The sequence below is a fragment of the Stenotrophomonas sp. TWI273 genome (assembly GCF_039674765.1).
Taxonomy (GTDB): Bacteria; Pseudomonadota; Gammaproteobacteria; order Xanthomonadales; family Xanthomonadaceae; genus Stenotrophomonas.
In genome coordinates, this window is sequence record NZ_JBDJOA010000002.1 from 340,066 (window position 1) to 361,377 (window position 21,312).

Annotated in this window: 17 protein-coding genes; 8 read left to right on the plus strand and 9 right to left on the minus strand. The window is 67.6% G+C overall.

Translation table 11 applies throughout. From position 1 onward, the window contains the following. Positions 1-6 precede the first annotated feature (6 nt). The 4 genes from ABE571_RS03925 to ABE571_RS03940 all read right to left on the minus strand — a co-directional run bounded on the left by ABE571_RS03925 (position 7) and on the right by ABE571_RS03940 (position 5,122). Complete coding sequence (locus ABE571_RS03925; protein WP_346493220.1) at positions 7-567, minus strand: TlpA disulfide reductase family protein; 561 nt, start codon at positions 565-567, stop codon at positions 7-9. Beyond that, positions 564-2,927 (minus strand): protein-disulfide reductase DsbD domain-containing protein, encoded by a 2,364-nt coding sequence (locus ABE571_RS03930; RefSeq protein WP_346493221.1) that lies wholly within the window; start codon positions 2,925-2,927, stop codon positions 564-566. Before ABE571_RS03930 ends, ABE571_RS03925 begins: the two co-directional genes overlap by 4 nt. Then, a complete protein-coding gene (gene cutA / locus ABE571_RS03935; protein WP_019183549.1) occupies positions 2,927-3,265 on the minus strand; it encodes a divalent-cation tolerance protein CutA in 339 nt (112 codons plus the stop codon). The genes ABE571_RS03930 and cutA overlap by 1 nt, the downstream gene beginning before the upstream one ends. Positions 3,266-3,337: 72 nt before the next feature. After that, positions 3,338-5,122: an endonuclease gene (locus tag ABE571_RS03940; RefSeq protein WP_346493222.1), complete on the minus strand. Its 1,785-nt coding sequence runs from the start codon at positions 5,120-5,122 to the stop codon at positions 3,338-3,340. Between the two features lie 293 nt (positions 5,123-5,415). On the opposite strand from ABE571_RS03940, the gene ABE571_RS03945 reads away from it, so the two are divergent. Then, complete coding sequence (locus ABE571_RS03945) at positions 5,416-5,703, plus strand: co-chaperone GroES (RefSeq protein ID WP_019183551.1); 288 nt, start codon at positions 5,416-5,418, stop codon at positions 5,701-5,703. Between the two features lie 91 nt (positions 5,704-5,794). Further along, the gene (gene groL, locus ABE571_RS03950; protein ID WP_019183552.1) at positions 5,795-7,444 is read left to right on the plus strand and encodes a chaperonin GroEL; all 1,650 of its coding nucleotides are present in this window, start codon (positions 5,795-5,797) and stop codon (positions 7,442-7,444) included. A gap of 132 nt (positions 7,445-7,576) precedes the next feature. On the opposite strand, the gene ABE571_RS03955 is transcribed toward groL, so the two are convergent. Then, positions 7,577-8,476, minus strand: a complete 900-nt coding sequence (locus ABE571_RS03955) for a LysR substrate-binding domain-containing protein (protein WP_346493223.1) — start codon at positions 8,474-8,476, stop codon at positions 7,577-7,579. A 166-nt stretch (positions 8,477-8,642) separates the two neighbouring features. Here ABE571_RS03955 and ABE571_RS03960 point away from each other — a divergent pair, with 166 nt between their 5' ends. Together ABE571_RS03960 and ABE571_RS03965 are read left to right on the plus strand one after the other, a co-directional pair. After that, positions 8,643-9,278, plus strand: a complete 636-nt coding sequence (locus ABE571_RS03960; RefSeq protein WP_346493224.1) for a glutathione S-transferase family protein — start codon at positions 8,643-8,645, stop codon at positions 9,276-9,278. 16 nt (positions 9,279-9,294) lie between these two features. Beyond that, positions 9,295-10,344, plus strand: a complete 1,050-nt coding sequence (locus ABE571_RS03965; RefSeq protein WP_346493225.1) for an LLM class oxidoreductase — start codon at positions 9,295-9,297, stop codon at positions 10,342-10,344. 41 nt (positions 10,345-10,385) lie between these two features. Here the strand turns inward: ABE571_RS03965 and ABE571_RS03970 are convergent, their stop codons facing one another. Continuing rightward, positions 10,386-10,670, minus strand: a complete 285-nt coding sequence (locus tag ABE571_RS03970; RefSeq protein WP_346493226.1) for a hypothetical protein — start codon at positions 10,668-10,670, stop codon at positions 10,386-10,388. A 130-nt stretch (positions 10,671-10,800) separates the two neighbouring features. Here ABE571_RS03970 and ABE571_RS03975 point away from each other — a divergent pair, with 130 nt between their 5' ends. The 4 genes from ABE571_RS03975 (at position 10,801) to aroG (ending at position 13,739) form a co-directional block, all read left to right on the plus strand. Further along, positions 10,801-11,295 carry a MarR family transcriptional regulator gene (locus tag ABE571_RS03975; protein WP_070472158.1) on the plus strand — a complete coding sequence of 165 codons (495 nt, stop codon included), beginning with the start codon at positions 10,801-10,803 and terminating at the stop codon, positions 11,293-11,295. After that, the gene (locus ABE571_RS03980; RefSeq protein ID WP_346493227.1) at positions 11,292-12,032 is read left to right on the plus strand and encodes a DNA alkylation repair protein; all 741 of its coding nucleotides are present in this window, start codon (positions 11,292-11,294) and stop codon (positions 12,030-12,032) included. Before ABE571_RS03975 ends, ABE571_RS03980 begins: the two co-directional genes overlap by 4 nt. A 14-nt stretch (positions 12,033-12,046) precedes the next feature. Continuing rightward, positions 12,047-12,394 carry a DUF6616 family protein gene (locus tag ABE571_RS03985; RefSeq protein WP_265308789.1) on the plus strand — a complete coding sequence of 116 codons (348 nt, stop codon included), beginning with the start codon at positions 12,047-12,049 and terminating at the stop codon, positions 12,392-12,394. Positions 12,395-12,665: 271 nt separating this feature from the next. Then, on the plus strand, positions 12,666-13,739 hold the full coding sequence (gene aroG, locus ABE571_RS03990) for a 3-deoxy-7-phosphoheptulonate synthase AroG (protein WP_346481540.1): 1,074 nt from the start codon (positions 12,666-12,668) through the stop codon (positions 13,737-13,739). A gap of 129 nt (positions 13,740-13,868) precedes the next feature. On the opposite strand, the gene ABE571_RS03995 is transcribed toward aroG, so the two are convergent. The 3 genes from ABE571_RS03995 to ABE571_RS04005 are packed head-to-tail and all read right to left on the minus strand — an operon-like array spanning position 13,869 to position 21,195. Then, entirely contained in the window at positions 13,869-16,934 is a 3,066-nt protein-coding gene (locus ABE571_RS03995) for an efflux RND transporter permease subunit (protein WP_346493228.1), read from the minus strand. Beyond that, entirely contained in the window at positions 16,931-20,038 is a 3,108-nt protein-coding gene (locus tag ABE571_RS04000; RefSeq protein ID WP_346493229.1) for an MdtB/MuxB family multidrug efflux RND transporter permease subunit, read from the minus strand. Before ABE571_RS04000 ends, ABE571_RS03995 begins: the two co-directional genes overlap by 4 nt. Further along, on the minus strand, positions 20,035-21,195 hold the full coding sequence (locus ABE571_RS04005; RefSeq protein WP_313209036.1) for an MdtA/MuxA family multidrug efflux RND transporter periplasmic adaptor subunit: 1,161 nt from the start codon (positions 21,193-21,195) through the stop codon (positions 20,035-20,037). The genes ABE571_RS04000 and ABE571_RS04005 overlap by 4 nt, the downstream gene beginning before the upstream one ends. Positions 21,196-21,312: the final 117 nt, after the last annotated feature.

A 21,312-nucleotide genomic window follows, 5' to 3' on the forward strand; every position in this document is an offset into this window, starting at 1 on the left:
CCTGCGTCAGTGCCGTGCCCAGGCCTCGATCTCACCGGCCGCAAACGGCCCCAGCTTCTGTTTCACGATGCGCCCCTGCGCATCCACCATCACTGAATACGGCAGCAGGCCCTGTGCATTGCCCAGCCGCACGCTGGCGTCGGCTGGGCCGGGGGTATCGAGCACGATCGGGTAGGCGACCGGGATGCGGGTCAGGAAATCGCGCACGCCCTCGGGCGTATCCAGCGCCAGCCCGAGCACCTGCACGCCGGTCGCGCCCTGGGCATCGGCAAAGGCGGTCAGCGCGGGCATTTCCTCCACGCACGGGCCGCACCAGCTGGCCCAGACGTTGATCAGCAGCGGACGCCCGTGGAAGCTGGCCAGGTCCTGCGGTTCCCCTTGGAGGTCCGGCAGGGTGATCGCCGGCATCGGATCACCCGGTTGGGCGGCGACCACCACCGGCCGGGGCGGTGGCGGGGCCTTGGCCGGGCGCTCGTCATGCCCGGCGAACCAGACGCCGGCGCCGATCCCGAGCACGGCCGCGATCACGACCACCACGACCGTCCGGCGTGGTGGCCGCAGGCTCATCGCGCGGTCCGCAGCAGCGCTTCTTCCACCAGCGCCTGGGTCAGTACCGTCGGCAGCACTGTCGGCGGTGCGCCCGGGCCATAGACCACATACAGCGGCACACCGACGGCCTTGTGCTCATCCAGGAACGCGGTGATCTGCGGGTCGACATTGGTGTAGTCGCCGCGCATGTACACCGCGTTGGTCCGGCGCAGGGTGTCCTGGAACGCGTTGGTGCCCAGCACGGCGCGCTCGTTGGCCTTGCAGGTCACGCACCAGTCGGCCGTCATGTTGACGAACACGACGCGGTTGTCCTGGCGCAGCCGGTCCAGCATCTGCGGCGAGTACTCCACCACGTTGTCGCTGGCCGCCTGCGCGGCTTTGGCCGGCGGCGCCATGCGGGTCACGCCCCAGATCGGGTACAGCGCGCCGAGGACCAACAGCAGGGCCAACAGGCCGCCCACACGCTGACTGCGCCAGCGGCTGCGCTCGAACCACCACAGCGCCAGCGACAGGATCACCAGGCCACCCAGCACCAGCGCCATCGCGTCCACGCCGCGCTGCTTGCCCAGTACCCACAGCAGCCAGATCGCGGTGCCGTACATCGGGAAGGCCAGCACCAGCTTGAGCGTTTCCATCCACGCGCCGGGGCGCGGCAGGCGGCGGGCCAGCGAGGGCACGAAACCGATCAGCAGGAACGGCAGGGCCAGGCCCAGGCCGAGCGCCAGGAATACCAGCATCGCCTGCAGGCCGGGGGCAGCGAAGGCGTAGGCCAGGGCCGGGCCCATGAACGGGGCCACGCACGGGCTGGCCACTACGCAGGCGAGCACGCCGGTGAAGAAATCGCCGACCGGGCCGCTGCGCGAGGCCAGCGACTGGCCGACACCGCCCATGCTGCCGCCCAGGGTGAACACACCCGACAGGCTCAGGCCAACGGCGAACATCAGATACACCAACGCGGCGATGAACCACGGGTGCTGCAGCTGGAAGCCCCAGCCCGCGGCCTGGCCCGCCGCACGCAGCGCGATCACCAGTGCACCGATGGCGGCGAAGGCGACCAGCACGCCGGCGGTGTACCAGAGCGCATGGCTGCGCGCGCGCTGACGGCTCTCGCCGCTCTGCGCCACGCCCAGCACCTTCAGCGACAGGATCGGCAGCACGCAGGGCATCAGATTGAGGATCAGGCCACCGGCCACGGCGAACAGCAGCAGCACCAGCAGGTTGCCCGGTGCGGCGGCCGGGGCGACCGGCGGCGGGGTGCGCTGCGCGTTGTCGGCGCTGGCATCCGGGGTGGCGGCGGTGTCGCCCGGCACGGCCAGCGCGGGTTCGTTCGGGCGGATCAGCATCGGCTGGCTGCCGGTGCCGGCATCACCGCGGGCCTGTGCCCGTTTATCGCGATTGGGCAGGGGCGCGATGACCTCGGTCTTCTGCGCGACCTCATCGGCCTTGGCATTGATCGTGCCGGCCGGCAGCGCCAACTTCACCCGGCGCGTCATCGGCGGGTAGCAGATGCCATCGGTCTGGCAGCCCTGGAAGGTGATCACCAGCGTGGCATCGGTGGCGTTGGCCGTGCTGCGGCGCAGTGGCAGCGGCACGTCGATCTGGTCGAAATACACCGCCACATCGCCGAAATGCTCATCGCGATGCGACTTGGCGGCCGGCCACGTCGGCTTGTCCGCGCGGATGCCCGGCGCGCCTTCCAGTGCCAGCGAAGTGCGGTCGCGATACAGGTAGTAACCGGGTGCCGGGGTGAAACGCAGCAGCACGGTGTTGCCATCGCCGACGATCGCATCGAAGCCGAAGGCGCGCTCGGACGGCAGCGGCAGCGCCTGGGTGTTGCTGGTGCCGGGCAGGCGCAGGCCACTGCCGGTGTTGCCGGCCAACGGGGTGTTGAACGGGGACGCGGCAGCGCTGGCGGCGGTCGGGGCGGTGCCAGCGCCGCTGCCACCGGCCGGCAGCTTCACCTGCAGCGTGCGCTTCTGCGGCGGGTAGCACACGCCGGCATCGGCGCAGCCCTGGTAACGCACTTCCAGCGTCACGGTGTCGGTGCCGTCGGCAGCCTTGCCCGGCAGCACGCCGGTCAGGCGTTCGCGGTAGGTCTCCACCTCGCCGAAGAAATCGTCGTGATGCTTCTTGCCGGCCGGCAGCTGCAATGCCTCGGCGTCGAAACCGGCATCGACCTTGACCGTGGTGCGGTGGCGATACAGGTAATAGCCCGGGGCGATCTTCCAGCTGATCTCCACGCGATCGCGGTCACGCGCCTGCGCAGTCAGCCCGAAGGCTTCATCGACCGGGAGCAGGTCCTTTTCGCTGACCGCCCAGACCGGCAGGGAGACCACGAGCAACGCGCACAGCGCGGCAACACGACGAAACAGCGTCATCAATCACTTTCCTCACGGGTCTGCGCCCGAATCCAATCCAGGTACGCCGGTAGGCCGGCGCGGGTTTCGACCGCGATGCACTCGGGGAGTTCATACGGATGCAGGGCCTGCACGCGCGCGATCGCGGCGTCCAGGCGGCTGCCGGTGGTCTTGATCAGCAACTGGACCTCGTGGTCCTCGGTGACCTCGCCCTGCCAGCGGTAGGTCGAATGCGCCCCGTCCAGGCGCGTCACGCAGGCTGCCAGGCGTTCGTCCACCAGCGCGTGTGCCAGCCGCGTGGCGCAGGCCACGTCGGGGCAGGTGGTGAACAGCAGGAAGACGGGATCGGCAATCGACATGACCGCCGAGTATAGGACCGCCAGAGGTCAATGGTCCGACCGGCGCCGCGAGGGGGCGCCGGTCGGCCGGGCTCAGTTGGCCAGCTGGCAGGTGGTCGGCTTGGCCGAGGTGAACAGCGTCGGGGTGGCCCACTCCGGGTGGTCGATGAACGGATTGCGGTTGCCCTGGAAACTGAAGATCACCTCGTTGCGAGCGCGTTCTGCCGCGTCCGGCGGGTCGGACAGGTGCCAGTCGATCAGGGTCGAGAGCAGGCCCATGTAAGCCGGCGAGGCCGACGTTTTGACGATCTTGCTGCGGTCGTCGGTCAACTCCAGGTCCGGCTCGGACTGCCCGGTTTTGGCATCTTTACCGCCTTCATAACGGATCGCCATGTACATCACCGCACGCGCCATATCGCCCTTGCGGTGGCCCCACACTTCGAACGAGCCGCCATTGCCATCCGGCGTGCGCACCCAGTTGGAGGTGCCCGGGTAGCCGCCGCTGCCGCCGCCGAAACCATTGTTGGCCTCGGTCGCGCGTTCACCGCAGTTGCTGTCGCATTTGGCAAACGGCTTGTTGCCGCGGTCCGCATTCCACTGCGCATCGGTCAGGTACAGCATGTGGGTGTCGGTATACGGCGCGTACGGCAGGCCCTTGTCGCCGGTGGTGCTGGCAAAGCCCAGCGAGTTGGGCCAGGTGTGCTCGCGGTTGTAGGTCAGCCCGCTGCCGGTGCCTGCGCGCCCGCTGACCTTGGTGTAGCTGCGGTTGCGGTAGGCATCGAGGATCTTGCCGCTGTTGTTGGGATCTTCGTCGGCGATTTCCAGGATGGTCCAGGTGCTGGTGCCCGAGCCGCTGTACGGGTAAGCGGTGTGGCCCTTGATGGTCTCGTGCAGCGAGCAGCGCAACTGGCTGGGGGTGGAGGTGTTGACCCGGGCGTAGTACTCCCCGGGCGTGCCGGGGTTGCCCGGATCGGGCGTGGTGGCGGTGGCCACGATAAAGGCGATGCGGGTATCGGCGGCCGGGCGGGCGCCTTGGGCATCCTTCACGCGGGTGGCGCGGATATCGAAGCGGCAGGCTTCACCGGCCACCAGCGCGGTGTTGGTGGCCAGGGTGAAGCGGGTACCGGTGGTCGGGTGGCTCAGGAGGACCGTGCCGGACTGGCCGCAGCTCAGCGCGAAGGCGCCGCTGGCGAGGGTGACCGGCTCACTGAAGGTGACGCTCAGGTCGGCGGCGGCCGGGAAGGTGCTGGCGCCCTGCTCGGGGGTGGTGGCGGTGACCGAGGGCGCGGTATTCGGGCCGGTCGGGCCGCCGCCGCTGAAGGTCTGGCCGTGGTTGCAGGCGCCGAAGCTCTGTGGGGCCGATTCGGCCCAGGTGAAATGCGCGTACTGGCTGCCGGTGCCGGTCAGCTGCAGGGAGGTGCCCGGGGCGGTGCTGTTGGTCTCGCTGACCGGGAGGTTCTGGCTGGTCAGGCCCGCCGCAGGACCCCCGGCGGCGGTGATGGTGCCCTCGTAGCTGAGGAACTGGACCACCTTGCCACTGGGATCGACCAGGGCGATGCCGTCGTTGGGACCGTTCTGGATCCCGTTGGTCGGGTAGCTGACCGTGGCCAGCCGGGCGCTGCCGCAGCTGGCGGTGCCGGCCGGGACCGCGTTGCTGGCGTAGACCGCAGCGGCCGAAGGGTTGCTGCCGTTGTAGAGATAGAGCCGGTAGCCGGACAGGTCTTCACCGGCGGTGGCGACCACTTCGATCGCCTCGCCGACGTCTCCGGCCGGGGTGCTGTCGTCGTAATGCAGTTCATTGATGAATACATCGGCCCGGGCCGGGCTGGTGGCCAGCACCAGCAGGCAGGCCAGGGACAGCGGCGTCAGCAACCTCATCTACGGCTCCTTGTGATTGGTCAGTGCCGCTCGAATCTACGCAATCCAGATGACACATCGATTGGTCTGTCGGATTCGACCTTTCGCATTGAGAACTGCGTCAAACATTCACGCGTGGGCCCGGATCGACAAAAAAAACCGGTCGCCTGCCCTTGAAAGGGATGGGGCCAGCACCATCTCTGCTCTGTCCCGCACCGTCGGGTTTTTTCGTGAGCGTGGCTGGCAGTCGCCCTGTGCGAGTGCTAACATCGCCAGACTTTCCTAGACCAATCAACAACTTAAAAGGGTCTCACATGAGCATCAAGCCGCTTCATGACCGCGTCGTAGTCAAGCCGATCGAAGCCGACGAAATCTCGTCCGGCGGCATCGTGATTCCGGATTCCGCCAAGGAAAAGTCGACCAAGGGTGAAGTCGTGGCCGTCGGCCCGGGCAAGCCCCTGGACAACGGCAGCGTGCGCGCGCCGTCGCTGAAGGTCGGTGACAAGGTCATCTACGGCCAGTACGCCGGCAGCAGCTACAAGTCCGAAGGCGTCGAGTTCAAGGTCCTGCGCGAAGACGACATCCTCGCCATCGTCGGCTGAGTGATGCGGCCGGCCCCGTGCCGGCGCTTCCGCACTTCCTCCCGTTCAAGCAGCCGGGCATGGCCCGGCTCTACATAAAAAGGTAATCGCAATGGCTGCCAAAGATATTCGTTTCGGTGAAGACGCCCGCGCCCGCATGGTTCGCGGCGTCAACGTTCTCGCCAATGCCGTCAAGGCTACCCTGGGCCCGAAGGGCCGCAACGTCGTGCTCGAAAAGAGCTTCGGCGCGCCGACCATCACCAAGGACGGCGTCTCTGTCGCCAAGGAAATCGAACTGGCTGACAAGTTCGAGAACATGGGCGCGCAGATGGTGAAGGAAGTCGCGTCGCGCACCAACGATGACGCCGGCGACGGCACCACCACTGCCACCGTGCTGGCCCAGGCCCTGATCCGCGAAGGCGCCAAGGCCGTTGCTGCCGGCATGAACCCGATGGACCTCAAGCGCGGTATCGACAAGGCCGTGATCGCCGCCGTCGCCGAGCTGAAGAACATCTCCAAGCCGACCGCTGACGACAAGGCCATTGCCCAGGTCGGCACGATCTCGGCCAACTCGGACGAGTCGATCGGCAACATCATCGCCGAAGCGATGCGCCGCGTGACCAAGGAAGGCGTCATCACCGTTGAAGAAGGCTCGGGCCTGGACAACGAGCTGGACGTCGTCGAAGGCATGCAGTTCGACCGTGGCTACCTGTCCCCGTACTTCATCAACAACCAGCAGTCGCAGACCGCTGACCTGGATGATCCGTACGTGCTGCTGCACGACAAGAAGATCTCCAACGTGCGCGACCTGCTGCCCGTGCTGGAAGGCGTCGCCAAGGCCGGCAAGCCGCTGCTGATCATCGCCGAAGACATCGAAGGCGAAGCGCTGGCGACCCTGGTGGTCAACACCATCCGTGGCATCGTCAAGGTCGTGGCCGTCAAGGCACCGGGCTTCGGCGATCGTCGCAAGGCGATGCTGGAAGACATGGCCGTGCTGACCGGCGGCACCGTGATCTCCGAGGAAATCGGTCTGTCGCTGGAAAAGGCGACGATCAAGGACCTGGGCCGCGCCAAGAAGGTGCAGGTCTCCAAGGAAAACACCACGATCATCGATGGCGCCGGCGAGAAGGCCAACATCGAAGCGCGTGTCACCCAGATCAAGACCCAGATCGAAGACACCTCGTCCGATTACGACCGTGAAAAGCTGCAGGAACGCGTGGCCAAGCTGGCCGGCGGCGTTGCCGTGATCAAGGTCGGTGCCTCGACCGAAATCGAAATGAAGGAAAAGAAGGATCGCGTCGACGACGCCCTGCACGCGACCCGTGCAGCCGTTGAAGAAGGCGTGGTCCCGGGCGGCGGCGTTGCCCTGGTCCGTGCGGTCACCGCGCTGAGCGGCCTGAAGGGTGCCAACGAAGACCAGAACCACGGCATCCAGATCGCCCTGCGCGCGATGGAAGCCCCGCTGCGCGAAATCGTGGCCAATGCTGGCGAAGAGCCGTCCGTGATCGTCAACAAGGTCAAGGAAGGCACCGGCAGCTTCGGCTACAACGCCGCCACCGGCGAGTTCGGCGACATGCTGGAATTCGGCATCCTGGACCCGACCAAGGTCACCCGTTCGGCGCTGCAGAACGCTGCCTCGATCGCTGGCCTGATGATCACCACCGAAGCGATGGTTGCCGAAGCCCCGAAGAAGGATGACGGCGCTGGCGCAGCTGGCGGCGGCATGGGCGGTATGGGTGGCATGGGCGGCATGGACTTCTGATGTAGATGCCGGCCATCGGTCGGCACGCATCGGAGCGGTAGGTACCCACCGTTGGTCGGTACCCGCCATGCGCCAACGCAGTACGAAAAACCCCGCCGGAAGGCGGGGTTTTTTTGTGCGCGCATCACGGGCTCACAGCGCGCTGGTCGGCGCCTGGATCTCATCCTCCAGCCAGCGCAGGAATGCCGCGATGGCCGGGTTCTCCTCGGCGCCGGGCAGGGTGACGGCGTAGTACGCAAACCGCGTCGGCCACGGCTGATCCAGTACGACGGCCAGCCGCCCGCTGGCCACTTCGGCTTCCACATACAGGTCACGCACCAGTGCGATGCCCTGGCCCGCTTCCGCGGCGCGGATCAGCAGCACGTCATCATCGAAGGCCGGACCACGCTCGATGCGTGGATCGGGCGGCAGGCCGAGCGCGCTGAACCACAGCGACCAGTCGCTGCGGTCCGAGTCCTGCAGTAGCGGGTACTGCAGGCAGTCCGCGGTCGACCGGATCGGTGGGCCATCGGCAAGCAATGCCGGGCAGGCCACCGGCAACAGTACCGGCGCCGCGAGCGGGCGTGAGACCAGGCCGGGATACTCGCCGAGACCGTGGCGGATGGCGATGTCGATGCGGTCGCGACGCAGATCCGCCAGCGCCGACGAGGCCTCCACGCGGACTTCGATCGCCGGGTGGCGTTCGGTGAAACGCCCCAGCCGCGGCACCAGCCAGGACGCGGCGAAGCTGGGCACGGTGCTGAGGGTGAGCGTCTGCCGGGCATGGATGGCCTCCAGCGTAGCCATGCTGTCCTGGATCTGATCGAACGCGCGCAGCAGGGCAGGGTGGACCTGTGTGCCGGCCGGGGTCAGTGCGACCCCGTGAGGGGTGCGGGTGAACAGCACAACGCCGGTGCGTGCCTGCAGCAGTTTGAGCTGCTGGCTGATCGCCCCCGGGGTGACCCCCATGACCGCAGCAGCGGCCTTGAGGCTGCCATGACGACCGGTTTCGACGAAGGCGCGCAGTGCGAGCAGGGGAAGGACGGCGCTCATGACCTTAGATTTTCTCTCTTGGCAGTGCAGGAAGAATCGTTCTACAGAGCGCGTTGGCCTGCGTAGCATCGTGATCATGTTGAATCGATGTCGTTTAGTCCAGCTGCATTGATCCAGCCCTGCTACGCGACCCCCGCCCGCTGTTCCGCCTGCCAAGGAGACCGCTGTGTCCCCCGTTTCGCTGCACCTGTACACCGACAGCTCGCCCAACGGCTTCAAGATCACCATCGCGCTGGAAGAACTCGGCCTCCCTTACGTACTGCATCACGTGCGCATCGACGAAGGTGAGCACTGCCATCCCGATTTCCTGCAACGGCATCCGCATGGCCGCATTCCGGTGCTGGTCGACGAGGCGACGGGTATCACCGTGTTCGAATCCGCCGCCATCCTGCTGTATCTGGCCGAGCAGAGCGGACGGCTGTTGCCCGACGCGCCACGCGCGCGCTGGGAGGCCATCACCTGGTTGATGTTCCACTCGGCCAGCGTCGGGCCGATCCTGGGGCAGCGCGTGCACTTCGAGATGTTCGCCGACGCACCCTACGCACCCGCCATCGAACGCTACCGGCGCCTGAGCGCCGAGTTCTTCGCCACCCTGGACCAGCGCCTCACAGGCCGCTCATGGCTGGCAGGCGAGGCGTACTCCATCGCCGATATCGCCGGCTATGGCTGGACCCATATCGCCCGGCTCATCGGCTTCGATTTCAGCGCTTACCCGCACGTGACTGCATGGCACCTGCGCATGTCACAGCGGCCCGCCGTACAGCGTGGGGTGCTGCTCCCCGAACCGGCCACCGGCCCCTGACCCAGGAACGACCACGATGACCCTGTTGACTGATATCACCCCGACGCAGGCGCCACTGACCGGCGCATCCGCACCGACGTTCGCCCGCCATGCCGGTTACCAGCGCATGTTCCGCGAGGGGGCGCTGACGCTGGGTGTGTTCCTGCCCCTGCGCTTCTATCAAGGCGACATGCAGGTGCTGGCCGGGCAGGCGGATCTGGTGAGCCAGCTCGACCGTGACGGCTTCGCTGCGGCCTGGGTGCGCGATGTGCCGCTGTTCGATCCGCTGTTCGGCGATGCCGGGCAGGTGTTCGATCCGTTTACCTATCTGGCCTTCCTGGCGGCACGCACGAAGCGGCTGGCGCTGGCCACGGGCAGTGCGATCTTCTCGCTGCGCCACCCGATCGATCTGGCCAAGTCGGCCACCACCATCGACCAGCTGTCCGGTGGGCGCCTGGTGCTGGGCATCGCCTCCGGCGATCGTCCGGTCGAGTTCCCCGCGTACGGTCTGGAGCATGCCGACCGCGGCCAGCGCTTCGCCGATTCGGTGCTGTACGTCAGGCAGCTGATGCAGCACGGTCCCTTGCATATCGACTCGCCACTGGGCGCGCTGCAGGGCGTAGAGCTGTTGCCCAAGCCGGTGGCCGGGGCGATTCCCCTGCTGGTGACCGGCACCTCGCGCCAGACACTGGACTGGGTCGGGCAGCATGCCGATGGCTGGCTGACCTATCCCGAGGCAACCCATCACGCGGGCGGACCGCGGCGCCTGGCCGACAAGATCCAGGCATGGCGCCGTCTCATCCCCGACGGTGGCTTCCGCCCGCATGTCACCAACGAATGGCTGGATCTGGTCGAGGACCCGAACCATCCCCGCACGCCGCTCAATGGCGGCTACACGCTGAGAACCGGCCGCAACGGATTGATCGATCTGCTGGGCGAGTGGCAGCGTGCCGGCGTGAACCATGCTGCGCTGGGCATCCAGTTCTCGCAGCGCCCGGCGGCCGAGGTGCTGCAGGAACTGGCCGAGTACGTACTGCCGTTGTTTCCTTCGCATGACGGGGCGCTGCCGGCCGGCACGCGCTGGTAGGCATGCCCTCCGCTCCGCCATGCGGGGCGGCGCGGCATGTGTCAGGCCGGAGAACGCACCGCGCGCCTACGCTCGCGCCAAGCGAGGCCGAGATGCGCAAGCAGGAAGGACAGTGCGCCGCCCACCAACATTCCCTGCGCGTACGCCATGGGCAGCCATATCGCTGCCGCCGCGCCGAGCGCCATGCCGACCAGGCTGACGGCGGCGGCAACGCGTTGCCGCGCCAGGTGCTGCGCCTGCGCACGCTGACGTTGCTGGACGGCCTCGCGCTTGTCGTCCGGCCGCAGGATGGCCTCGGCGATCGCGTCAGCTTGGGAAGGGGTCATCTACGCATCCTTGTGGTTGATCCTGGCCCGGATCTTCGCCTGTCACCGGGGCGAGGTAAAGCGCGGCGGGGTGTCAGACAAGTCGCAGGAGCGGTATAATTAGCCGCCGTACTATTCCGGATCGGCCTGCATGCTGGAAATCAAACACCAGGCTTTCCTGACCGAACTGGCGCGACGTGGCCAGCCGGATACGGGGGAATTGGCGCTGTGTTTCCAGGTGCTGTCGCTGGCCAGCGCGATCGACCAGGACTGCGCGAGTCGTCTGGCACCGCTGGGCCTGAGCGAAGGGCGTTTCGTGCTCCTGTTCCTGCTGCGCGGTGCGGATACGGCCTTGTCGCCCCACCAATTGGCCGAGCGCGCCGGCGTCACCCGTGCCACCGTTACCGGCCTGCTGGATGGCCTGGAGCGCGAACACCTGGTGAGCCGCCACAGTGATCCGGATGACAAACGCCGCATCCATGTACGGCTGACCCCGGCGGGTCAGGCACTCGCTGCGCAACTGTTCGACCAGCAGACCGACTGGATCGCCTCGCTGTTCGCCGACATCAGCCCCAGGGAACGGCGCACGCTTAGCACGCTGTTGCAACGCGTGTGGTCGCGCACTGACGCAGGACGTGCCGCATGAAACCGCCCGTCACCCGCGAGCGACGCGGACAGCTGGATCGCGGTGAAGCCGAAGCCACGCATCTGACCGAAGTGCTGGCCGTCGATTTCGCCAAGCTGATGGCCAATGTCGCCCCTGATTTGCCCGCGTCGGCGATCACCCCGATGCGCAACGCTGCCAAGCGCGGCATCACCCTGCGCATGCAGGGCGCCGCCACGCTGCTGCGCGTGCACGGACACGGCGATCACGCGCGGTGGTCGCGCCATGCCAGTGACACGGTACGTGGCTGGGCCTGCTATCTGATTGGTAGCGACCCGGGGTTGTCACTGGAGCACAAGCTGGTTGCGCTGCGCGCGCTGGCCGATGACGCACACTTCGGCGTGCGCGAGTGGGCGTGGCTGGCCGTGCGTCCGCATATCGTGTCCGAACCGCTGCGGGTGCTCACGCACCTGCACGGCTGGACCACCGACGCCTCGCCCAACGTGCGCCGCTTCGCCTGCGAAGCGCTGCGACCGCGGGGTGTTTGGGCAGCCCACATCGCGCTGTTCAAGCAGGAACCACAGCACGCCCTGCCGCTGCTGCAGGCGCTGTGCTGCGATGCCTCGCGCTACGTGCAGGATTCGGTCGGCAACTGGCTCAACGACGCCGGCAAAAGCCAGCCCGACTGGGTCCGCGCGCTCTGCAGCGAATGGCAGCAGCGGCATGCCGATGATCCGGCCAACACCTATATCCGCAAGCGCGCACTGCGCTCGCTCTGACCTCAAGGAATGCCATGTCGCACATGTTGATCGAGCTGTATACCGCCACCCCTGCCTGGACCGCGCTGGACCCGGTATCGCGCGGGGCGCTCTTCGCCCGCATCGGAGCGGGTATGCAAAACGTGGACCCCGCACGCGTCACACCGGTAGCGATGGGCCGTATCGAGCAGGACGTGCCGCACACCACGGCCGAGCAGTTCTATGCGGTGTGGCAGTGCGCCGAACGGCTGGATGCCGATGCCTTGCTGGCCGCGATCGGGGCCACCGGCTGGCATGAGTACTTCACCACCACGCACGCGGTAGGTGCAGCGGGGAACCTGCAGCAGCATCTGGCTGAGCTGGCGGCGCTGCCGCGGGGCTGATCGTATACGGCGGGTGCGTGGCGGCTGAATGCTCTTCGCAGTTGCGAATGAAACAGTTGGCACCTCCAAACCCCTGTGTTATCAATACTCCCCAATGAACGCACGCCCCGCCAATTCCTACTTTTGGTATTACTTTCCGAAGCCACCGGCGGAGGAAGGCATGCGCTCACCCTGAAGAAACCTTCAGACGCATTCCCGAAAGCCGCCAGCGCACCTGGCGGCTTTTTTGTTGCCGCCGCGCTGGGGACCCCCACTGCCAAGGAGTTACCCCATGCCCCCCCATACCGACGACCTGCGCATCCGCAAGATTGAACCGTTGACCCCGCCGGCGCAGCTGCTGGCGATGCTGCCCTGCGACGATGAAGCCTCCGATACGGTCAGCGCCTCGCGCGCGGCCCTGCACGAGATCCTGCACGGCCGCGACGACCGCCTGGCGGTGGTGATCGGCCCGTGCTCGATCCACGACCCGGTGGCCGCCATCGAATACGCCCAGCGCCTCAAGCCGCTGCGTGACGCTTACGCCAACGAGCTGGAAATCGTCATGCGCGTGTACTTCGAAAAGCCGCGCACCACGGTGGGCTGGAAGGGCCTGATCAACGATCCGGACCTGGATGGCAGCTTCAACATCAACAAGGGCCTGCGCGTGGCGCGTGGTCTGCTGCGCGACATCAACAAGCTCGGCCTGCCGGCCGGCGTCGAGTTCCTCGATGTGATCTCGCCGCAGTACATCGCCGACCTGGTGGCCTGGGGCGCCATTGGCGCGCGCACCACCGAAAGCCAGGTGCATCGCGAACTGGCCTCGGGGCTGTCGTGCCCGGTCGGGTTCAAGAACGGTACCGACGGCAACATCAAGATCGCCGCCGATGCGATCGGTGCGGCCTCCAACCCGCATCACTTCCTGTCGGTGACCAAGGAAGGCGGCACCGCCATCGTCGCCACCGCCGGCAACCCGGATTGCCACGTGATCCTGCGTGGCGGCAAGACGCCGAACTACGATGCCGACCACGTGGAAGCGACCAGCCAGACCCTGGCCAAGTCGCACCTGGCCGCGCGCATCATGATTGATGCGAGCCACGCCAACAGCAGCAAGAACCCGGAAAACCAGCCCAAGGTCATCGCCGACATCAACGCCCAGCTGGCCAATGGCGAAGAGCGCATCGTCGGGGTGATGGTGGAAAGCCACCTCGTGGCCGGTCGCCAGGACCTGGTCGACGGCCAGCCGCTGACCTACGGCCAGAGCATCACCGATGGCTGCATCGGCTGGGACAGCTCGCTGGCGGTGCTGGAAAGCCTCGCCGAAGCGGTGCGGGCGCGGCGGGCGGTGCGGATCAGCAAGGCGGCATAAGCGTGCGTTGATCCGGGGTAGAGCCACCCCATGGGTGGCTGCGCACAGCGCCGCGGAGCTTCATGCAGATCATGCAGGAGCAGCCACGCATGGCGTGGCTCTACCCCTGGGGTGTCGCGCGTCCGCTGATCACGCCACCCGCCGCAGCTTCGCCAACGCCAGATAGATCGCCGGCGTGGTGTACAGGGTCAGCCACTGGCTGACCAGCAGGCCGCCGACAATCGCGATCCCCAGCGGCTGGCGCATCTCCCAGCCTTCGCCGGTGGCCAGCATCAGCGGCAACGTGCCCAGCAACGCGGCCACGCTGGTCATCAGGATCGGACGGAACCGCAGCCGTGCCGCCTCGCAGATCGCGTCGTACGGCGACAGCCCGCGCTCGCGTTCGGCCGACAGCGCGAAATCGATGATCAGGATGGTGTTCTTCATCACCACGCCCACCAGCAGGAACAGGCCGAGCAGCGAGATCAGGTTCAACTCGTTGCCGAACGCCATCAGCGCCAGCAGTGCGCCCACGCCCGCCGAGGGCAGCGTGGAGAGGATCGCCAGCGGCTGCACGAAGCTTTCGTACAACACGCCCAGCACCAGATACACCGCCAGCATCGCGCCGAGGATCAGCCACAGCTGGCGCTCACGCAGTTTCTCGAAGCCACCGGCCTCGCCACTCAGCCTGGCCTGCACATGGGTGGGCAGCATGATGCCGGCCATCGTGCGGTCCACGGCTTTCACCGCCTGGTCCAGGGTGACGCCGGGTGCGAGGGCGAACTCGATCCAGACCGAGGCAAACTGCTGGCTGTGGTAAATGCGGTCCGGTGCCATGCCGTAGGACCAGCTGGCAATCGAGGACAGTGGCAGGCGCTGGCCGTCCTTGCCGATCACGTGGATCTGCTCCAGCGTGGAGGGATCCTGGGTATAGCGCGGGTCCAGTTCCATCACCACGCGGTACTGGTTGAGGGTGTCGTACAGCGTGGCGACCTGGCGCTGGCTGAAGGCGTTGTTGAGCACCGACGCGATCATGCGCATGTCCACGCCCAGCCGTGCGGCGGCGTCGCGGTCGATGTCCAGCACCACCTGGCGCATGCCTTCATCGCCCTTGGATTCCACGTCCACCAGTTCGGGCAGGGCGCGCAGTGCGTCGGCCACCTTGGGGGCCCATTGCCGCAGGGGTTCCAGCTCGCCGGAGAGCAGCTGGAACTCATACTGGCCACTGTCGCCGCTGCCTTCCAGCTTGATGTCCTGGTCCACCCACAGGAACATGCCGCCGCCGGGAATCTTCGGCATGTTGCTGCGCAGGCGGTCGATCACCTGCTGGCTGGAGACCTTGCGCTCGGCCAGCGGCGTCATCTTGATCATGATGAAGGCGTTGTTGACCCCGCTGCGCCCGCCGATGTACCCGATGATGTCGCTGATCGCCGGGTCGGCCAGCAGCAGTTTGCGGTACGCCTCGATCTTGGGCTGCATGACCTGGAACGAGAGGCCGTCGTCGCCACGCGCGAAGCCACGCAGCTGGGCGGTGTCCTGCTTGGGCACGATGCCCTTGGGCACCTGCTGGAACAGCCACACGTTCAACGCGATCACGCCGGCGAACAGCAGCAACGGCACCGCCAGCCAGCGCAGCATCGTCTGCAGGCTGCCCACATAGGCGCCGCGCAGGCGTTCGAACAGCGCGGTACCGGCGCGCTGCAGCCCATTGGCCGGGCCGGGTCGCGGCTGCCCGAGCAGGCGTGCGCACAGCATCGGGGTCAGGCTGAGCGAGACCAGCAGCGAGACGCCCATCGCCGCCACCAGGGTCAGCGAGAACTCGCGGAACAGCTTCTCGACGAAGTCATCCAGGAACAGGATCGAGATGAACACCACGGCCAGCGCGATGTTCATCGACAGCAGCGTGGCACCGACTTCCCCCGCGCCCCGCAGCGCGGCGGTCATCGGCGAAGCGCCTTCTTCGCGGTGGCGGGCGATGTTCTCCAGCACCACGATCGCATCGTCGACCACCAGCACCGCTGCCACGATCAGCGCCATCAGCGAAAGCGTGTTGAGCGAGAACCCGAGCAGGGCGATGATCGCCAGCGCGCCCAGCAGCGAGACCGGAATCGCCACGGTCGGCACCAGCGCCGCGCGCCAGTGGCCGAGGAAGGCCAACACCACCAGCACCACCAGCGCGATCGCCAGCAGCAGCGTCAGCTCGGCCTCGCGCAGGGTGGCGCGGATCACCGGCGAGCGGTCCATCACCACCTGCATGTCGATGGCGGCCGGCAGCAGTGCCTGCAGCGTGTCCATCTGCGCCTGGATGGCATCGACGGTCTCGATGATGTTCGCGTCCGGCTGGCGGCTGACGATCAGCAGCACCGCCGGGCGCTCGTTGTGGAAGCCGCTGGCATAGCGATCCTCCACGCCTTCGCTGATCCCGGCCACATCCTCCAGGTACACCGGGCGGCCGTCGCGCATCGCCACGATCAGGCGGCGGTACTCAGCGGCGGTGCGCAGCTGCAGCGTGGCCTCCAGCTGCCACTGCTGGGCCTGGCTGGCCACCGTGCCCAGTGGCTTGAGCGCGTTGGCGTTGCGGATCGCCGCAGCGATGTCGTCCAGCGCGATGCGGTGATGGTTCAGGGCATTGGGATCGAGCGAGACGCGCACCGCGGGCAGTGAGCTGCCGCCCACCTGCACCTCGCCGACGCCGGGAATCTGCGCCAGCTTCTGTGCGATCACGGTGGAGGCCACGTCGTAGATCTGGCCCGGCGCGAGGCTGTCCGAGCTCAGCGCCAGCGCCATGATCGGCGCCTGCGAGGGATTCACCTTGCGGTACTGGGGCATGCCCGGCATGCCGCTGGGCAGCTGCGCGCGCGCGGCATTGATCGCCGCCTGCACGTCGCGCGCGGCATCGTCCACGTTGCGGCCGAGCGCGAACTTGAGCTCGACCTGGGTCGAGCCCTGGGTGCTGGCCGAGTCGATCCCGGTCAATCCCGGGATGGTGCCCAGGGCACGCTCCAGCGGCGTGGCGACGTTGGCCGCCATCGATTCCGGACTCGCGCCCGGCAGGCTGGCACTGACGTTGATCGCCGGGTAATCAACCTGCGGCAATGGCGCGACCGGCAGCAGGCGCAGCCCGAGCAGGCCGGCCAGCACCACCGCCACCGCCAGCAGCACGGTGGCGACGGGATGCTGCACGAACCAGCCGATCGCCCGCGACAGCGGACTCACGCCAGCGCCTCGTCAGCCCCGTCGGTCACCGGCGCCGGGCGCTGGCGGAAGCGGTCGAAGAACAGGTAGATCACCGGCGTGGTGAACAGGGTCAGCACCTGGCTGACGATCAGCCCACCGACCATCACCAGGCCCAGCGGCTGGCGCAGCTCCGCGCCCGAGCCACTGGCGAACATCAGCGGGATCGCGCCGAACAGCGCGGCCAGCGTGGTCATCAGGATCGGGCGGAAGCGCAGCAATGCGGCCTGATGGATCGCCTGACGCGGCGCCATGCCGTGCTCGCGCTCGGCCTCCAGCGCGAAGTCGATCATCATGATCGCGTTCTTCTTGACCAGCCCGATCAGCAGCACGATGCCGATCACCGCGATCAGGTCCAGGCTGCGCCCGCTGACCAGCAACGCCAGCAACGCACCCACGGTGGCCGAGGGCAGGGTGGAGAGGATGGTGATCGGATGGATGAAGCTCTCATAGAGCACGCCCAGCACCAGGTACATCACCACCACCGCCGCCAGCACCAGCCACAACGTGCTCGACAGCGAGGCGCGGAACGCATCGGCCGCCCCCTGCAGGCGCAGTTCGACGCTGGCCGGCAGGCCGATCGCGGCGCGGGCGCCTTCGATGGCCTCCACCGCTTCGCCCAGCGATGCCTCCGGGGCGAGGTTGAAGGAGAACGTCACCGCCGGGAACTGGCCGACATGGTTGATCAGCAGCTGCGCGGGGCGCTGTTCGATCCGTGCGATGCCGCCCAGCGGCACCTGCCGTCCGTCCGGACCGGTGACGTGCAGGCGTGCGATCGCATCCGGGCCGAAGGCCACGTCCGGGCGCGCTTCCAGCACCACGCGGTACTGGTTGGCCTGGGTGAAGATGGTCGAGATCTGGCGCTGCCCGAACGCGTCGTACAGCGCATCGGCGATGGTCTCCACGCTGATCCCCAGGCGCGCGGCGGCGACCCGGTCGATCACCACGTGTGCCTGCAGCCCTTGGTTCTGCAGATCGCTGGCGACGTCGGCCAGCGCCGGTGCCTGCTGCAGATGCTCGAGCAGGCGCGGCGTCCACGTTTCCAGCTGCGCGATGTCCGGGCTGGTCAGGGTGAACTGGTACTGGGTCCGGCTGATCCGGTCTTCGATACCCAGTTCCTGCACCGGCTGCAGATACAGCCTGATGCCCGGAACATGCGCCACGCGCTGCTGCAGCCGCGCGATGATCGCCTGCGCATCGGCAGTGCGCTGCGCGTGCGGTTTCAATTCGATCAGAAGACGCCCACTGTTGAGCGTGGCATTGTTGCCGTCCACGCCGATGAACGAGGACAGGCTGGCCACGTCCTCATCCTCCAGCAACGCTGCGGCCAGCGCCTGCTGGCGCTGCGCCATCGCCTGGAAGGAGATCGACTGCGGCGCCTCGCTGATGCCCTGGATCAGCCCGGCATCCTGCACCGGGAAGAAGCCCTTGGGCACCCACACGTACAGCAGCGCCGTCAGCACCAGCGTGGCGACGGTGGCGGCCAGCATCAGCGGCTGGCGCTGCAGCACCCAGTGCAGCTGGCGATCGTAGACCGCCACGACGCGATCGAACGGGTCACCCTGCTGCGCCGATTCCTGCCCATCCGCATCGCGGCGGGTGGCATGACCGGCCTTGAGCAGGCGCGCGCACATCATCGGCGTCAGCGTCAGCGAGACCAGCAGCGAGATGCCGATCGCCACCGCCAGGGTGATCGCGAACTCGTGGAACAGCTTGCCGACCACGTCGGCCATGAACAGCAGCGGGATCAGCACCGCGATCAGCGACAGGGTCAGCGAGATCAGGGTGAAGCCGATCTGCCGGGCGCCCTTCAGCGCTGCCTGCATCGGCGTGGCACCGCGTTCCAGATGACGGGCGATGTTCTCCAGCATCACGATCGCATCGTCCACCACGAAGCCGGTGGCGATGGTCAGCGCCATCAGGGTGAGATTGTTGAGCGAGAAGCCGGCCAGCAGCATCACCCCGAACGTGCCGACCAGCGACAGCGGGACCGCGATGCTGGGAATGATCGTGGCCGGGATGTTGCGCAGGAACAGGAAGGTGACCATCACCACCAGTGCGATCGCGATCAGCAGCTCGTGCTGCACGCCGCGGATGGACGCGCGGATCGACTCGGTGCGATCGCTGAGGATGGCCACATCCACACCGGCCGGCAGCGAGGATTGCAGCTGCGGCAGCAGCGCACGCACCTGGTCGACCACGGCGATCACGTTCGCGCCGGGCTGGCGCTGGATGTTGATCAGCACCGCCGGGGTGGTGCCCGACCACGCGGCCAGCTGGCGGTTCTCGGCGCCATCTTCGATGGTGGCGACATCGCCCAGGCGCAGCGGTGCGCCGTCCTTCCAGGCCAGGATCAGGGCGCGGTACTCGGCCACCGAGCGCATCTGGTCGTTGGCATCGAGCATGATCGCGCGGGTCGGGCCGTCGAAGCTGCCCTTGGGCAGGTTGACGTTGGCCGTGCCGATCGCGGTGCGGATGCTGGCCATGCTCAGGCCGTTGGCGGCCAGCGCGGAGGGATTGACCTGGATGCGGACTGCCGGGCGCTGCCCGCCGGCCAGGCTGACCAGGCCGACGCCGGGCAGCTGCGAGATCCGCTGCGCCATGCGCGTATCGACCAGGTCGTGCACCTGCGGCAGCGACAGCCCCTGCGAGGTCACCGCCAAGGTCAGGATCGGGGTATCGGCCGGGTTGACCTTGCGGTACACCGGCGGCACCGGCAGGTCATCGGGCAGGAAGCTGTCGGCGGCGTTGATCGCGGCCTGCACTTCCTGCTCGGCCACGCCGAGCGCGACCTCCAGCGAGAACTGCAGGGTGATCACCGACGCGCCGCCGGAGCTGGTCGAGGACATCTGCTTCAACCCCGGGATCTGCCCCAGCTGCCGTTCCAGCGGCGCGGTGACCGCGCTGGTAGTGACATCCGGGCTGGCGCCGGGATACAGCGTGGTGATCTGGATGATCGGGTAATCGACCTGCGGCAGTGCCGCGACCGGCAGCAGGCGGTAGGCCATCACGCCGGACAGCAGCAGCGCCACCATCAGCAGCGTGGTCGCGACCGGGCGCTCGATGAAGGGGCGCGAGAGGTTCATGCGCCGGTCCGCGGCGGGTCCTGCTCCACCACCTCGACCTTGGCGCCTTCGCGCAGGCCGTCGATGCCTTCCACCACCACGCGCTCGCCAGGCTTGAGGCCTTCGCGCACCGAGACGCGCTCGCCATCGGCCGGGCCGAGCACCACGGTGCGCAGCGACGAGGTGTCATCGGCCGCGATCACGTAGACGTAGCTGCCCTTGCTGCCGAACTGCACGGCCGCGTTGGGAATCACCACCGCATCGCTGCTGCTGACCTGCAGGCGCACGTTGACGAACTGGTTGGGGAACAACGACTCATCGGCGTTGGCGAACTGCGCGCGCAATTTGAGCGTGCCGGTGGCGGTATCGATGCGGTTGTCCAGGCTGGAGAGCACGCCGTCGCCGAGCGCGGTGCGCTCCTCGCGGTCCCAGGCTTCCACGGTCAACTGCGGATTGGCGCGTGCCGCAGCCACCACCGCCGGCAGGTCCGGCTCGGGCACGGTGAACAGCACGCTGATCGGGGTGGTCTGGGTGATCGTGGCCAGCGGCTCGGTATCGCCACTGCGCACCAGGTTGCCGACATCGACGTTGCGCAGGCCCATGCGCCCGGCCACCGGTGCGGTGATGCGGGTGTACTGCAGCTGCAGGCGTGCTTCATCCACCGCCGCCTGATCGGTCTGGCGGCGGCCCTGCAGCTGGCGGACCTTGCTCTGCTGATCACTCAGGTCCTGCGCGGAGACGAAGTGCTTCGTCTGCAGTTCGGCGAAGCGCTTGAGTTGGCTTTCGGCATTGTCCAGCTCGGCCAGGTTCTGCTGCTGGGTGCCCAGCGCACGCGACAGCTGCACCTGGAACGGGCGCGGATCGATCTCGGCCAGCAGCTCGCCGGCGGTGACGTGCTGGCCCTCGGAGAATGCCAACCGCAGCAGTTCGCCATCCACGCGGCTGCGGATGCTCACCGTATGCAACGGGGTCACCGTGCCGAGCGCTTTCAGGCGCACCACCAGATCTTCCCGCGTCGCGGTGGCCACACGCACCGGGGTGGCGGTGCTCGCAGGCGCGGCCTCGGCGGTCGGCGCGGGCGACAACACCCGCCAGGCGATCACGGCGGCGGCCAGTACGGCCACGACCAACAGCGGTTTGAACAGACGACGGGAACGCGAGGGGAGCGGGGCAGACATGGGGCATCCTGCGCGCACGCCACACGGCGAACGCGTCCATGGTTTACCGGCCCGTGGGGGCAGGCGGGGCGAAGTGGGGTTGTCTGGCGGGGCCGCTGGTCGAATGCCGCAGCGTGG

Excerpts from the sequence above, each read along its gene's own strand:
- ABE571_RS03980 (WP_346493227.1), top strand. The coding sequence starts at position 11,292 with ATGAAACCGCCCGTCACCCGCGAGCGACGCGGACAGCTGGATCGCGGT.
- ABE571_RS03970 (WP_346493226.1), bottom strand. The coding sequence starts at position 10,670 with ATGACCCCTTCCCAAGCTGACGCGATCGCCGAGGCCATCCTGCGGCCG.
- cutA (WP_019183549.1), bottom strand. The coding sequence starts at position 3,265 with ATGTCGATTGCCGATCCCGTCTTCCTGCTGTTCACCACCTGCCCCGAC.
- ABE571_RS03930 (WP_346493221.1), bottom strand. The coding sequence starts at position 2,927 with ATGACGCTGTTTCGTCGTGTTGCCGCGCTGTGCGCGTTGCTCGTGGTC.
- aroG (WP_346481540.1), top strand. The coding sequence starts at position 12,666 with ATGCCCCCCCATACCGACGACCTGCGCATCCGCAAGATTGAACCGTTG.
- ABE571_RS03965 (WP_346493225.1), top strand. The coding sequence starts at position 9,295 with ATGACCCTGTTGACTGATATCACCCCGACGCAGGCGCCACTGACCGGC.
- ABE571_RS03940 (WP_346493222.1), bottom strand. The coding sequence starts at position 5,122 with ATGAGGTTGCTGACGCCGCTGTCCCTGGCCTGCCTGCTGGTGCTGGCC.
- ABE571_RS03925 (WP_346493220.1), bottom strand. The coding sequence starts at position 567 with ATGAGCCTGCGGCCACCACGCCGGACGGTCGTGGTGGTCGTGATCGCG.
- ABE571_RS04000 (WP_346493229.1), bottom strand. The coding sequence starts at position 20,038 with ATGAACCTCTCGCGCCCCTTCATCGAGCGCCCGGTCGCGACCACGCTG.
- ABE571_RS03945 (WP_019183551.1), top strand. The coding sequence starts at position 5,416 with ATGAGCATCAAGCCGCTTCATGACCGCGTCGTAGTCAAGCCGATCGAA.
- ABE571_RS03975 (WP_070472158.1), top strand. The coding sequence starts at position 10,801 with ATGCTGGAAATCAAACACCAGGCTTTCCTGACCGAACTGGCGCGACGT.
- ABE571_RS04005 (WP_313209036.1), bottom strand. The coding sequence starts at position 21,195 with ATGTCTGCCCCGCTCCCCTCGCGTTCCCGTCGTCTGTTCAAACCGCTG.
- groL (WP_019183552.1), top strand. The coding sequence starts at position 5,795 with ATGGCTGCCAAAGATATTCGTTTCGGTGAAGACGCCCGCGCCCGCATG.
- ABE571_RS03955 (WP_346493223.1), bottom strand. The coding sequence starts at position 8,476 with ATGAGCGCCGTCCTTCCCCTGCTCGCACTGCGCGCCTTCGTCGAAACC.
- ABE571_RS03985 (WP_265308789.1), top strand. The coding sequence starts at position 12,047 with ATGTCGCACATGTTGATCGAGCTGTATACCGCCACCCCTGCCTGGACC.